Raw genomic sequence first — 13909 nt, 5'->3', positions numbered from 1 at the left:
CACGTCCGGCGCCTTGCGCAGGACGCATCAGGACGAGGATTCGGCCGCTTCCGGCGGCTGGTCGCGGTTCAGCCGCTCGCGCATTTCCTTGCCGGTCTTGAAGAACGGCACGCATTTCTGGTCCACCGGCACATGGGCTCCGGTCCGCGGATTTCGCCCTGCGCGCGCCGGACGGTGCTTGACGGAGAAGGCGCCGAAACCACGCAGCTCCACCCGATCGCCGCGCGCCAACGCTGCGACGATCTCATCAAGGATCGCATTCACAATGTTCTCGACATCTCGCTGGTAGAGATGCGGGTTGTGCTCGGCGATACGCTGAACAAGCTCGGATTTGATCATCGAGAAGGTGTATCCGGGAAATTCAGCGCCCATTTCCGTGAAAATGCCGTGGACTGTCAAGACGCTAAATCATTCATCGGCGACGCGAAATTGCGTGACAGGGCCGAAATCCCGCTTTCCAGCCCCACACGCACCGCGCGAAAGATACGGCGACGCCGGTCTTAGCGGGTTCAGTTGCTGCCCGCCGGCTGCCACAGCGCCAGCATGCCGTCCAACCCCAAGCCGTCCACTGCGCGCACCACGCCCGCATGCTCGATCTGATGCGCGACGGCGCTCAGACCGACAGCCTCGAGCGCGATCGAAGTTGCCGTACGCAGGAAGGAGAGATCGCCGAACCGCGGCGAAAGTTTGTAGTCGCGCACGGGCAGATCCTTTTTGACGTTCTTTTGCGCAACCAGCCAGGCAATCGCCTTCTTCTCATCGCCGAGTTCGTCGATCAGCTTCAGATCGATCGCCTGTCGTCCGGTGAAGACGCGGCCGTCAGCAACCTTTTCCAGCTGCGCATCATCCATGCCGCGCCGCTCCTTCACGAGTCCACGGAACCATGCGTAGGAATCCTTCACCAGCGCGTCGAGCGCCTCGCGCGCTTCCGGGCTTGTCGGCTCGAACCCGTTGGGCGCAGCCTTCAACGGCGAGGATTTCACCTCCTCGACCTTGACGCCAATGGTCTTCAAGAGCTCGCCGACATTGGGATATTGGAACAGCACACCGATCGAGCCGACGAGAGAACTCTGCTGTGCGACGATGTGATCGGCCGCAATCGCCGTGATGTAGCCGCCGGAGGCCGCAAGCCCTTCGACGACGACCACCAGCGGCTTCTTCGCCTTTAGGCGGACCAGAGAATCGTAGAGCTGCTCGGATCCCGCGGTGGTGCCGCCCGGCGAATTGATGTGAAGCACGACGGCGGCGGCGGACGAATTCTCCAGCCGCTCCAGCGCCTCGACGCGATCCTGGTCGCTGCGGATCAGGCCTTCGATGTTGACGCGGGCGATCGATCCCGACGTGGTCAGCGCGGTGCGTCCGCGCGGCGACATCACGAAGCCGACCGCCGAAAGAGCCGCGATCGCGATCAGCACGGCAGCGACGCGCCAGAACGTCAGCTTGCGGCGCAGCCTGCGCCGATCGACGATCACATCCGAATCAAGCGACATGGAAAATCTCCAGGAAGTATCAGCACGTTTTGCATCCGCAGCGTGAATCCGACGTTACCTGATTACATCAATTGCGACCCAATATGAAGAAAGCATGGCCCGCCACGATGCTGCCGAACGATCGCCATGCCGGTTGGAGGCAGAGGCCGGATCGGCCGGCTTCTTACGTCGGTCGAATAAAAAAAGCCCCGGCCGAAACCGGGGCTTTGATGCTCGTCATCGACGACGGCTTACTTCTGATCGCGATTCTTGAGCGCGGTGCCCAGGATGTCGCCGAGCGTCGCGCCCGAATCGGAGGAGCCATATTGCGCGATGGCCTCCTTCTCTTCCGCGACTTCCAGCGCCTTGATCGAGACCTGCACCTTGCGGGCCTTCTTGTCGAACTGGATCACGCGGGCATCGACCTTCTCACCGACCGCGAAGCGTTCGGAGCGCTGATCGTTGCGGTCGCGCGCCAGCTCGGAGCGCTTGATGAAGGTGGCGAAGTCGGTGCCGGCGATCTTGACGTCGATGCCGCCTTCCTTGACGTCGAGCACCTCGCAGGTGACGACCGCGCCCTTCTTGACATCGCCCGGCTCGGCGAAGGGATCGCCTTCGAGCTGCTTGATGCCGAGCGAAATACGCTCCTTCTCCACATCGACGTCGAGCACCACGGCCTTCACCATGTCGCCCTTCTTGTAGTTGTCGATCACCTGCTCGCCCGGAAGCTTCCAGTCGAGATCGGACAGGTGGACCATGCCGTCGACATCGCCCTCGAGGCCGAGGAACAGGCCGAACTCGGTCTTGTTCTTGACCTCGCCCTCGACCACCGAACCCGTCGGATGCTTCTCGACGAAGACCTCCCACGGATTGCGCATGGTCTGCTTGAGACCGAGCGAGATGCGGCGCTTGACCGAATCGACCTCGAGCACCTGGACTTCGACTTCCTGCGAGGTCGAGACGATCTTGCCCGGATGCATGTTCTTCTTGGTCCACGACATCTCCGAGACGTGGATCAGGCCTTCGATGCCCGGCTCCAGCTCGACGAAGGCGCCGTAGTCGGTGATGTTGGTGACGCGGCCGTGGAAGCGCGCACCCAGCGGATACTTCGCCTCGATGCCCTGCCACGGATCGTCCAGCAGCTGCTTCATGCCCAGCGAGATGCGGTGCGTCTCGTGGTTGATCTTGATGATCTTGACCTTCACCGTCTGGCCGATGCTGAGCACCTCAGTCGGATGGTTGACACGCCGCCAGGCGATATCGGTGACGTGCAGCAGGCCGTCGATGCCGCCGAGGTCGACGAACGCACCGTAATCGGTGATGTTCTTGACGACGCCGTCGATCACCTGACCCTCTTCGAGGTTCTGCACCAGCTCCTGGCGCTGCTCGGCGCGGGTCTCTTCCAGCACAGTACGGCGCGACACGACGATGTTGCCGCGGCGGCGATCCATCTTGAGGATCTGGAACGGCTGCGAGTTGTTCATCAGCGGTGCGACGTCGCGGATCGGACGGATGTCCACCTGCGAACGCGGCAGGAAGGCCACCGCGCCGTCGAGGTCGACGGTGAAGCCGCCCTTGACCTGGTTGAAGATGACGCCGTTGACCTTCTCGTTGTTCTGGAACGCCTTCTCGAGCTTGCCCCAGCTCTCTTCGCGGCGCGCCTTGTCGCGCGACAGCACGGCTTCGCCGAGTGCGTTCTCGATCCGGTCGAGGAACACCTCGACCTCGTCGCCGACCTTCAATTCGTTCTCACGGCCGGGGCCTGCGAATTCGCGCAGCGCGACGCGGCCTTCGGTCTTCAGGCCGACGTCGATGACGGCCATGTCCTTCTCGATCGCAACCACCTTGCCCTTGACGACGGAACTTTCCTGCAGGTTACCGCGCGTGAAGGACTCATCCAGCATCGCGGCAAAATCATCGCGGCTGGGGTTGTAGGAAGCAGCAGTGGTACTCGAAGCCATTGGTTCTCCAGATGCGGACTGTCTTGCCGGCAGCGGGTTGATCGGCGCATCGGATGCACAGTGCTTGGAGGTCCGCAAATACCCCAAACGACCGCTCGGTGCGCGAAACGCGCAGAAGCGGGCCGGCAGTGCCTGCACATGCGATACGTTGAGTAATGTCCGGCTGATCGAACCCGATTGAACCGCAATCGAGCTATCGACGGTCAAGGGCGGGAGCGGGCGTTCCTCCAATGACGCCAGCGGCAAATATCAAACCCGCTGACGGCCCGCTCGAACGGCCTCGACAATATCGATGGCGGCCCGGACGCCGCTTTCTATATCCAAATGGGAGTTGTCTAGCAAGTAAGCATCCGGTGCTTGCTTTAAAGGAGCAATCGGGCGGTTCTGGTCGCGCGCGTCGCGGGCAAGGATATCGGCCAGGACGGTGGCTTCGTCGGCCTCCTCGCCACGGGCCCGCGCCTCCAGGGTGCGGCGCTGGGCCCGGATCTTCGGATCGGCCACGACATAGATCTTCACGTCGGCATCCGGGCAGATCACCGTGCCGATATCGCGGCCGTCGAGCACGGCGCCGGGCGGGCTGGATGCAAACTGACGTTGGAACGCCACCAGCGCCTCGCGCACCTTGGGAAGGGCCGAGACGACCGAGGCAGCCGAGCCCACCGCCTGGGACTTCAGCGCCGGATTGTCGAAGGTCTCGGGCTCGAGCTTCAGGGCAATCTGTGCCGCTTGGCCTTCGTCGTTCAGGTCATGACCGGCCGAGAGCATGGCATAGGCCACGGCGCGATAAATCACGCCGGTATCAAGATGCCGATAGCCGTAATGCGCCGCGAGCCGCTTGGCGAGGGTGCCCTTGCCCGACGCCGCCGGGCCGTCGATGGCGATAATCATGCGAACTCCGCGCCGGCTTTGCGCATCAGCGGCAAGAAGTCCGGGAAGCTGGTCGCAATGAAAGCGGTGTCGTCGACCTTGACCGGCTGGTCTGAGGCAAGTCCCATCACCAGCGCCGACATCGCGATACGGTGGTCCATGTGCGTGGCCACCAGGCCGCCCCCGGGCACATGGCCCCTGCCCTCCACGATCAGGTCGTCGCCAACGATCTCCACCTTGACGCCGTTGACCCGCAGCATCGCCGCGGTCGCCTCCAGCCGGTCGGATTCCTTGACCCGCAGTTCCTGCAGCCCGCGCATGATCGTGGTGCCTTCGGCGTAGCTGGCTGCCACCGCCAGCACCAGATATTCGTCGATCATCGACGGCGCGCGTTCCGGCGGGACTTCGACGCCGCGCAGCTTCGAGGCGCGGACCCGCAGCCTGGCCATCGGCTCGCCGGCGTCGCCGCGAACGTCGCTTTCCTCGATCGAGGCGCCCATCTCGCGCAAGGTGGTGAACAGGCCGGTCCGCAGCGGGTTGGTCATCACGTCCGGGAGCACCAGGTCGGAGCCTTCGACGATCAGCGCCGCGACGATCGGGAACGCGGCCGAGGACGGATCCCCCGGCACGATCACGGCAGCACCGCGCAATTCCGGCTCGCCGGCCAAGGCGATGCGGCGCCCATGCGGCCCTTCCGCCGTCGTGACGATCTCGGCGCCAAAATGCTTGAGCATCAGCTCGGTGTGGTCGCGGCTGGCCTCCTGTTCGATGACGGTGGTGATGCCGGGGGCGGCGAGCCCCGCCAGCAGCACCGCCGACTTGATCTGGGCCGAGGCGACGGGCGTGCGATATTCGATCGGAATCGGATTGCGCGCGCCCTGCAAGGTCAGCGGCAGCCTGCCGCCTTCGCCTTCGGCAATGACCTTGGCGCCCATCAGGGCCAGCGGATCGAGTATCCGGCGCATGGGGCGGCTGCGCAGCGAGGCGTCGCCGTCGAACACGGCCGTGATCGGGCAGCCCGCCACCGCGCCCATGACCAGCCGGCATCCCGTGCCGGAATTGCCGAAATCGAGGGTCTCGCCAGGCTGGGCGAAGCCGCCGACACCGACCCCGCGGACGCTCCAGGCGAAATCGCCGGTCCGCTCGACCTTGGCACCGAGGATGCGCATGGATTTGGCGGTGTTCAGGACGTCCTCGCCTTCGAGCAGGCCGGAAATCGTGGTTTCGCCGACCGCCATCGCGCCCAGAATCAAGGCCCGGTGCGAGATCGACTTGTCGCCGGGAACACGAATCGTGCCCGTCAGGGGGCCGCTGGCCCGGGATTCGAGCGGGGTCGGGGCTGCAGATGTCGACAAGGTCATGTCCTCTCAGATCGGAGCCGCAGGTATCACAGGCCCAACCGGCCGTCACGAGCCCTCGAAATTCTCGTGTAAAGCGCTATTGACAGCGGCGCGGCAACTAGCCAAGTGAAGCACCGCTTTTCAGACATTCCCAGGACGCTGCACGTGGCCAAAGCCGAGCTTGGAACCAAACGCATTTGCCCGACCACGGGCAAAAAGTTCTACGACCTCAACAAGAACCCGGTGATTTCGCCCTACACCGGCGAGGTGGTGCCGATCGCCCCGGTGGCCCCTGCCCGCGCCATGCGCGGCGAGGCCGCGCGCGCTGCCGCCCCCGTCGATACGGCGCACGAGCCGGCCGAGGCCGAAGAGTTGGTCTCGCTCGAGGAGGCCGATGCCGAGGAGAACACCGGCAAGGTCAAGGCCGTCGTTCCCGAATCGGAAGACGACATCGAGATCGACGAGACCCTCGACGACGACGAGGACGATGATTCGACCTTCATCGCCGACGAAGAAGAAGGGGATGAAGACGTCACCGACATCATTGGTGACGTCGGCGGCGACGAAGACACTTGAGATAATTCTGAAAACGTGTTTCACGGTGCATCCCGGCGCGTCGCCCAGACGAGCCGGAGCTGTTAAGGGGCCATAGCTCAGCTGGGAGAGCGCTTGCATGGCATGCAAGAGGTCGGCGGTTCGATCCCGCCTGGCTCCACCAGCCTTCGCGAGCTTCGGCTGGGCAAGCCACACTCCGCCGCTATCGTAGCGAAGCAAGCGAAGGCTGTCCCGCCGAAGCTTAGAGAGCGAAGGCGGACTGTCGATAATGAGACTTGGCTAACGGCACGTTGTCCGAGCTATCGTAGTGATACGACTGAGCGCCGGGCCTTCTCATGAAATATGTCTATATCCTTGAAAGTCGGGACGGCGTGCACTTCTATGCCGGGATCACCGACGACGTGCCGGAGCGTCTGATCAAGCACAACGCAGGCGCGGTCCCGCATACGTCCAAGTATAGGCCGCGGCGTGTTAGAACTTATGTTGCATTCAGCGACGAGAAGCTCGCGTTCGCGTTCGAGAGATATCTCAAGTCGGGCTCTGGCCGCGCTTTTGCGAAGAAGCACTTGTAGGCTGGACGGTGCCTAGCCCGCCACCGCATCGAGTCGCTCGCGCAGCGCAATCAGGCTCTTCTGCAATGTCGCCAGTTCCGCAACCGAGCATCCCGTCGCGTCGAGAATCGCCGGCGGGATGATCGCCCTGGCCTTCTCGCGCAGCGCCGCGCCCTGCGCGGTCAGCGCCACCAGGACCTGCCGCTCGTCCGCCACCGAACGCGTCCGCTTGACGAGGTGAGCCGTCTCCAGTCGCTTCAGGAGCGGCGTCAAGGTGCCGGAGTCCAGGAACAGCCGCTCACCGATCTCCTTGACCGCCAGGCCATCCCGTTCCCACAGCACCAGCATCACCAGATATTGCGGATAGGTGAGGCCGAGCCGGTCGAGCAGGGGCTTATAGACGCGGTTGAACGCATGCGCCGTCGAATACACGGCGAAACAAAGCTGGTTGGCGAGCAGAAGCGGCGCGTCGGCCGCGGCCTTTCTGGGCATGGTGACCTCGGAAGCTCGGATCGTGACCCCATCTTGGGTCGGCCGGGCATGCCGATCAACGACCCGCGCTACGATCACGAAATTTCTATCGGTCAATTATATTGTGCACAATCGAATTGTATGCAATATTGTGTCCATCGAAATTCATGAACGGGAGACCCGACCATGTCCGTGAACGTGCTCTACAAGACCAGCGCCAAGGCCACCGGCGGCCGCGACGGCGAAGCACAGACCCTCGACGGCTCGCTGAGCGTCAAGCTGGCCACCCCGAAGGAACTCGGTGGCGCCGGCGGTGCCGGCAACAATCCCGAGCAGCTGTTCGCCGCCGGCTATGCGGCCTGCTTCATCGGCGCGATGAAGTTCGTGGCCTCGCAGGGCGGCCCCAAGGTGCCGGCCGACACCTCGGTCACCTCCACGGTCGGCATCGGACCGCGTTCGGAGGGCGGCTTCGGCATCACGGTCGAGCTTGCGGTCTCGCTCCCCGGCCTCGCCAAGGCCGACGCAGAAGCCTTGGTCGAGAAGGCGCACCAGGTATGTCCCTACTCCAACGCCACCCGCGGCAATGTCGACGTCAAGCTGAGCGTCGTCTGACCGGCGCGATTCCACGACACGGCAGGAGATCGCAGGTCGCAGTCTCCTGCCCCTTTTGTGCATGGGCACGGTGCGCCCTCGGATTTGCGCCGGTGCGCCGCCAGTGCTTTATGACCGCGAGTTGACACCAACCTCGCGAATCCCTCGATGACCCCACAATTCGTCCCCGGCGCGATGACCGGCCTGCGCGTGATCGATCTCACGCGCGTGCTCGGCGGACCCTATTGCACCCAGATCCTCGCCGACCACGGCGCCGACGTGATCAAGGTCGAACCGCCCGCCGGCGACGAGGTGCGCGACTGGGGCCCGCCCTTCCATGACGAGGACGCGGCCTATTTCGTCGGCATCAACCGCAACAAGCGCTCGATCGGCCTCGACCTCGCCGCCGAAGGCGGCCGCGCGGTGCTGATGAAGATGCTCGAAACGGCCGACGTGCTGATCGAAAACTTCAAGCCGGGCACGCTGGAAAAATGGGGCATCGGCAGCGATGCCCTGCGCGAGAAATTCCCCCAGCTGGTGCATTGCCGGATCTGCGGCTTCGGTGCCGATGGCCCCCGCGGCGGCAATCCCGGCTACGACGCGATCATCCAGGCCATGACCGGCATGATCGCAGCGACCGGCTCGCCCGAAAGCGGGCCGATGCGGATCGGCGTGCCGCTGGTCGACATCACCACCGGGCTCTATGCCGCGATCGGCATCCTGATGGCGCTGTCGGAGCGGCACCGCTCCGGCCTCGGGCAATTCCTCGAAGTCACGCTGTACGAGACCGGACTCGCCATCATGCATCCGCATACGGCGAACTACTTCATGCACGGCAAGCCGCCATCACTGACGGGCAACGAACATCCGAACCTCGTGCCTTACGCGATCTTCCCGACCAAGACCGACGACATCTTCATCGGCGTCGGCAATGACGGCACGTTCCGTAAGCTCTGCAAGGAGATCGGCCGGCCGGAGCTCGGCACCGATCCACGCTTTGCCCGCAACCGCGACCGCGTCGCAAACCGCGCGGCGCTACGGACAGAACTCGCCGCGGTCTTCAGCCAGTTCGAGGCCGAACCTCTCTGCGACCGGCTGCTCGGAGCCGGCCTGCCGGCAGGTCCGGTGCAGAAGATCGACCAGGCCCTGACCAACGCACATACGCTGCATCGCGGCGATGTCATCGAGAAGGACTGGTACAAGGGTGTTGCCTCACCGATCCGGCTCGGCCGCACCAAGCCGAGCCTGCGCTCGACCCCGCCGAAGTTCAGCCAGCACGCAGGCGAGGTGCTGGGCGAGTTCGGCTATTCGGACGAAGCCATCAAGGCCCTGGTCGACAGCGGCGCTGTCTGCATCGAACGCAAGCGCTGAACGCGAGCCGCCGGTTCAGCTCCACGTGGGCGGGCGGCCGCAACAAATGTAGGGGGAGTTCGCGCGCTTTACCGGCGCGGTGGGGCGTGCTTTCCCCAGCAACTGCGGCCGTCTATACATCTTTCATTGAACCGTCATCCGCCGCTGCTAACGGCCACGAACGTTGATGACGCCCCATGGGAGGTACTTTTGATGTCAGTTCGACAATTTAGCGCCGCGACTTCGGTCCTGGCCATGATGGCCTTTGCCGCCGCCTCGCCCGCGCATGCGGTGACCGAGATCCAGTGGTGGCACGCCATGACCGGCCCGAACAATGACGTCGTGAACAAGCTCGCCAGCGACTTCAACGCCTCGCAGAGCGACTACAAGATCGTTCCGAGCTTCAAGGGCAGCTACGCCGACACGCTGAACGCCGGCATCGCCGCGTTCCGCGCCGGCAACGCGCCGGGCATCATGCAGGTATTCGAGGTCGGCACCGCGACCATGATGGCTGCCAAGGGCGCCATCAAGCCGGTGTCCGAACTGATGAAGGAGGAGGGCGAACCGTTCGACCCGAATTCCTATCTGCCGGCGATCACCGGTTATTATTCGACCTCGAAGGGGGACATGCTGTCGTTCCCCTTCAACTCGTCGAGCATGGTGATGTGGGTCAATCTCGACGCATTGAAGAAGGCCGGCATCGATGCTCCTCCGAAGACTTGGCCGGACGTCTTCGAAGACGCCAAGAAGCTGCATGCAGCCGGCAATCCGACCTGCGGTTTCTCCACGGGCTGGGTGACTTGGGCGCTGATCGAACAGTTCAACGCCTGGCACAACCTGCCGATCGGCACCAAGGCCAACGGGCTTGACGGCTTCGACACCGTGCTCGAGTTCAACTCGCCGCTGGAAACCAAGCTGCTCGAGAACCTGGTCGAGCTGCAGAAGGACAAGAGCTTCGACTATTCCGGTCGCACCAACACCGGCGAAGGCCGCTTCACCTCGGGCGAATGCGCGATGTTCATGACGTCGTCGGCGTTCTATCCGAACGTGAAGGCGAACGCCAAGTTCAACTACACGGCGGTCGCGATGCCGTATTTCCCGGAAGCGAAGGGCGCACCGCAGAACTCGATCATCGGCGGCGCTTCGCTGTGGGTGATGGGCGGCAAGTCGAAGGAAGAGTACAAGGGCATCGCCAAGTTCTTCACCTTCCTGTCCGACACCGACCGTCAGGCCAACCTGCACCAGGTCTCCGGCTATCTGCCGATCACCAAGGCGGCATATGAGAAGACCAAGGTCTCCGGCTTCTATGAGAAGAATCCGATCCTGGAAGTGCCGCTCAAGGAGCTGACCAACAAGGCGCCGACCGAGAATTCGCGCGGCCTGCGCTTCGGCGGCATGGTGCAGATGCGAGACGTCTGGTCGGAGGAAATCGAGGCGGCGCTTGCCGGCAAGAAGTCCGCCAAGGACGCGCTCGATACCGCCGTCTCCCGCGGCAACCAGATGCTGCGGCAGTTCGAACGCACCGCAACGAAATAGTCATAGCCAACGCCGCGGCGGCTCGGGCTCCTAAGTCCCCGGCTCGCCGCGGCTCCTCATTCGCGCTAAACGTCTTTGCGCAGCTCTCAGGCTGCGAAGGCCGCACTTTCCGTAGCTGGGGATGAGCCGGTACCCACCGGCCATAGATAGGGATCATGGAAAACCGCGCGATCTTCTCGGGAAAAGCACTCCCCATTCTGCTGGTCCTGCCGCAGCTCGCGATTTCGCTGATCTTCTTCTATTGGCCCGCGGCGCAGGCTCTCTGGCAGTCGTTCCTGGTCCAGGACGCGTTCGGGCTGTCCACCGAGTTCGTCTGGTTCGAGAACTATCTGTCGATCTTGAAGATGCCGGAGTATTACAACTCGATCGGCGTCACCTTGATGTTTTCAGCCCTGGTCGCGTTTTTTTCGCTGAGCATCGGCCTGCTGCTCGCCGTGATGGCCAACCGCGAACTCACGGGGCTGCAGATCTACCGCACGTTCCTGATCATCCCCTATGCGGTCGCGCCGGCCGTGGCGAGCACCCTGTTCATCTTCATGTTCCAGCCGGGCCTCGGCATGATTGCCCGCCTGCTGCAGCGGTCGGGGATCGATTGGAATCCGGTGCTGAACGGCCCGCAGGCCATGACCCTGATCGTGATCGGCGCCGTGTGGCACCAGATCAGCTACAACTTCCTGTTCTTCCTCGCCGGGCTGCAGTCCATTCCAAAGAGCGTGATCGAGGCGGCTGCGATCGACGGCGCCCGACCGTTCCGGCGGTTCTGGACCATCGTGTTTCCACTGCTGTCGCCGACCACCTTCTTCCTGATCATCGTCAATACGACCTACGCTTTTTTCGACACCCTCGGCATCATCGATACCGCGACCGAAGGCGGCCCGAACGGAGCGACCCAGACCTTGGTCTACAAGGTGTTTCTCGACGGCAAGGCCGGCACCGATCTCGGCAGCTCGGCAGCCCAGTCCGTGATCCTGATGGCCATCGTGATCGTGTTGACCGCCTTCCAATTCCGCTACGTCGAGAAGAAGGTTCACTATTAAATCATGGTCGAGCATCGCCGCTTTGGGAATCTGCTTCCGCACCTGGTGCTGTTGACCGGCGTCGCCATTGTTGCCTTCCCGGTCTACCTCGCCATCATCGCGTCGACGCACGACAATGCGGTGATCGCCAACGGCCAGATGACGCTCTGGCCTGGCGGACACGGGCTGGAGACCTATTGGAAGACCATCGTATCCGGCAGCGGCCGCACCACGCACGAGCCGGTCGGCAGCATGATGCTGTCGAGCCTGATCATGGCGCTCGGGATTGCGGGGGGCAAGATCGCGATCTCGATCATCTCGGCCTATGCGATCGTGTTCTTCTCGTTTCCGTTCCGGATGGCGATGTTCTGGACCATCTTCGTCACCTTGATGCTGCCGGTCGAGGTGCGCATCTTTCCGACCTACAAGATCACCACCGACCTGCACATGCTGGATTCGTATTCCGGGCTGATCCTGCCGCTGGTCGCCTCGGCCACCGCGACGCTCTTGTTCCGGCAGTTCTTCATGACGGTGCCGAAGGAGCTGGTCGAAGCCTCCAAGATGGACGGTGCCGGACCTGTTCGTTTCTTCTTCGATACGCTGCTGCCGCTCTCGGTCACCAACATCGCGGCGCTATTCGTGATCCTGTTCATCTACGGCTGGAATCAGTATCTCTGGCCGCTGCTGATCACCACCCGCGACGACATGCAGACGATCGTGATCGGCATCAAGAAGATCATCGACGTGCACGATGCGCTGACCGAATGGTCGGTGGCGATGGCGACCGCCGTGCTCGCCATGCTGCCGCCGGTCGCCGTCGTGGTCTTGATGCAGCGCCTGTTCGTGAAGGGTCTGATCGAGACGGAAAAGTGAGGAGGCGAATGGCGAGTAGCGAATGGCGAATTGGGGCTCTCGCCAAGCCGCTCGCTTTTGCCCGACTCTCTAATCCAATTCACCTGTTCGCTACTCCCTATTCGCTACTCGCCGGGCATAACCATGGCTAACGTCGTTCTCCGCAATATCCGCAAGGCCTATCCGAATGGCTTCGAGGCCATCAAAGGCATCGATTTCGAGATCGGCGATGGCGCGTTCTGCGTGCTGGTCGGCCCCTCCGGCTGCGGCAAGTCCACGCTGCTGCGCATGGTGGCGGGGCTGGAGACCGTGACGTCCGGCGAGATCGACATCGGCGGCCAGATCGTCAATCAGGTCGAGCCGGCCGAACGCGACATCGCGATGGTGTTCCAGAACTACGCGCTCTATCCGCATATGAGCGTGTACAACAACATGGCTTACGGCCTGCGCAATCGTGGCACACCGGCGAAGGACATCGATGCCCGCGTCCAGGAAGCCGCGCGCATCCTCGAACTCGGCGCGCTGCTCGATCGCAGGCCGGGGCAGTTGTCCGGCGGCCAGCGACAGCGCGTGGCGATGGGCCGGGCCATCGTGCGCCAGCCGAAAGTGTTCCTGTTCGACGAGCCGCTCTCGAACCTCGACGCCAAGCTGCGGATCGCGATGCGGGTGGAGATCCGCAAGCTGCAACGCCGGCTCAACACCACGGCGATCTACGTCACCCATGATCAGCTCGAGGCCATGACGCTGGCCGACATCCTGGTCGTGATGAATGCCGGGCGCGTCGAGCAGATCGGCAGCCCGCTCGAGATCTACAGCCACCCGGCGACCACCTTCGTCGCCACCTTCATCGGCGCGCCGCCGATGAACCTGATCACGCTGGACGATGGCTTGAAATCCCAGCTCGCAGCCGCCGGCCTGCTCGCGGGCGAGGCCGGCATCCTCGGCATCCGCCCAGAGCATTTCGAGCTCGCCGCGGGAACGCCCGCCGGCGGCGGCGTCGCCCTCGACCTCACCGTCGAGGCGATCGAGCATGTCGGGGCGGAGACCTTCGTCTATGGCGCCCGCCGGCAGGGCCCGATCGATCCGGACAGCGCCCTCACTTTGGCGGCGACCGCCAACGACATCATCGTACGGGTGCCGGGGACCGCGGCGCCTGGGATCGGCACCGAAATTCGCGCGGTGGCGCCGCGCGAGCAGCTGCATCTGTTCTCGGCCGACGGCCGCCGCCGGATCGTGCTTTAACCCGTTCGAGATACAGGTGGTTTAGGGTCGCCCGGCGCTTGAACCGCGCGGGCGTCATGCCCATATTGCTTGCCAAGGGGTGCCGATAGGGCCCTGAAACGTCAAAGT

At 63.5% G+C, this 13909-nt stretch carries 14 protein-coding genes and 1 tRNA gene; 9 read left to right on the top strand and 6 right to left on the bottom strand.

All coding sequences use genetic code 11. The features are described from left to right. Positions 1–27: 27 nt before the first annotated feature. From QXZ85_RS09265 to aroA, 5 genes are all read right to left on the bottom strand, one after another. Complete coding sequence (locus tag QXZ85_RS09265) at positions 28–339, bottom strand: integration host factor subunit beta (RefSeq protein WP_315702176.1); 312 nt, start codon at positions 337–339, stop codon at positions 28–30. Positions 340–509: 170 nt separating this feature from the next. Next, positions 510–1490 (bottom strand): signal peptide peptidase SppA, encoded by a 981-nt coding sequence (sppA, locus tag QXZ85_RS09260; RefSeq protein ID WP_315702177.1) that lies wholly within the window; start codon positions 1488–1490, stop codon positions 510–512. Between the two features lie 230 nt (positions 1491–1720). After that, positions 1721–3430, bottom strand: a complete 1710-nt coding sequence (gene rpsA, locus QXZ85_RS09255; RefSeq protein ID WP_315742567.1) for a 30S ribosomal protein S1 — start codon at positions 3428–3430, stop codon at positions 1721–1723. A 249-nt stretch (positions 3431–3679) separates the two neighbouring features. Next, entirely contained in the window at positions 3680–4318 is a 639-nt protein-coding gene (gene cmk, locus QXZ85_RS09250) for a (d)CMP kinase (protein WP_316173979.1), read from the bottom strand. Next, positions 4315–5652, bottom strand: coding sequence for a 3-phosphoshikimate 1-carboxyvinyltransferase (gene aroA / locus QXZ85_RS09245; RefSeq protein ID WP_315702180.1), 1338 nt, complete (start codon positions 5650–5652; stop codon positions 4315–4317). The genes cmk and aroA overlap by 4 nt, the downstream gene beginning before the upstream one ends. 150 nt (positions 5653–5802) lie before the next feature. Here aroA and QXZ85_RS09240 point away from each other — a divergent pair, with 150 nt between their 5' ends. From QXZ85_RS09240 to QXZ85_RS09230, 3 genes are all read left to right on the top strand, one after another. Next, complete coding sequence (locus tag QXZ85_RS09240) at positions 5803–6213, top strand: TIGR02300 family protein (RefSeq protein ID WP_315702181.1); 411 nt, start codon at positions 5803–5805, stop codon at positions 6211–6213. A 66-nt stretch (positions 6214–6279) separates the two neighbouring features. Then, a tRNA-Ala gene (locus QXZ85_RS09235) sits at positions 6280–6355 on the top strand. Positions 6356–6527: 172 nt separating this feature from the next. After that, entirely contained in the window at positions 6528–6764 is a 237-nt protein-coding gene (locus QXZ85_RS09230; RefSeq protein WP_315767670.1) for a GIY-YIG nuclease family protein, read from the top strand. 12 nt (positions 6765–6776) lie between these two features. On the opposite strand, the gene QXZ85_RS09225 is transcribed toward QXZ85_RS09230, so the two are convergent. After that, positions 6777–7235, bottom strand: coding sequence for a MarR family transcriptional regulator (locus QXZ85_RS09225; protein WP_315767671.1), 459 nt, complete (start codon positions 7233–7235; stop codon positions 6777–6779). Between the two features lie 165 nt (positions 7236–7400). Between QXZ85_RS09225 and QXZ85_RS09220 the strand changes: the two genes are divergently transcribed. The 6 genes from QXZ85_RS09220 (at position 7401) to QXZ85_RS09195 (ending at position 13801) form a co-directional block, all read left to right on the top strand. Continuing rightward, the gene (locus QXZ85_RS09220) at positions 7401–7826 is read left to right on the top strand and encodes an organic hydroperoxide resistance protein (protein ID WP_315702184.1); all 426 of its coding nucleotides are present in this window, start codon (positions 7401–7403) and stop codon (positions 7824–7826) included. 147 nt (positions 7827–7973) lie between these two features. After that, positions 7974–9176, top strand: coding sequence for a CaiB/BaiF CoA-transferase family protein (locus tag QXZ85_RS09215; protein ID WP_315702185.1), 1203 nt, complete (start codon positions 7974–7976; stop codon positions 9174–9176). A 192-nt stretch (positions 9177–9368) separates the two neighbouring features. Then, positions 9369–10691 (top strand): sn-glycerol-3-phosphate ABC transporter substrate-binding protein UgpB, encoded by a 1323-nt coding sequence (gene ugpB / locus QXZ85_RS09210; protein WP_315702186.1) that lies wholly within the window; start codon positions 9369–9371, stop codon positions 10689–10691. A gap of 155 nt (positions 10692–10846) precedes the next feature. After that, positions 10847–11728, top strand: coding sequence for a sn-glycerol-3-phosphate ABC transporter permease UgpA (ugpA, locus tag QXZ85_RS09205; RefSeq protein ID WP_316173977.1), 882 nt, complete (start codon positions 10847–10849; stop codon positions 11726–11728). Between the two features lie 3 nt (positions 11729–11731). After that, positions 11732–12580, top strand: a complete 849-nt coding sequence (gene ugpE, locus QXZ85_RS09200) for a sn-glycerol-3-phosphate ABC transporter permease UgpE (protein WP_315702188.1) — start codon at positions 11732–11734, stop codon at positions 12578–12580. A gap of 123 nt (positions 12581–12703) precedes the next feature. Further along, positions 12704–13801 (top strand): sn-glycerol-3-phosphate import ATP-binding protein UgpC, encoded by a 1098-nt coding sequence (locus QXZ85_RS09195; RefSeq protein WP_315702189.1) that lies wholly within the window; start codon positions 12704–12706, stop codon positions 13799–13801. The last annotated feature ends 108 nt before the right edge of the window (positions 13802–13909 follow it).

It is taken from the genome of Bradyrhizobium sp. SZCCHNGR1005, from assembly GCF_032489995.1.
Classification (GTDB): domain Bacteria; phylum Pseudomonadota; class Alphaproteobacteria; order Rhizobiales; family Xanthobacteraceae; genus Bradyrhizobium.
This window is presented reverse-complemented; position numbering and strand designations above follow the sequence as displayed.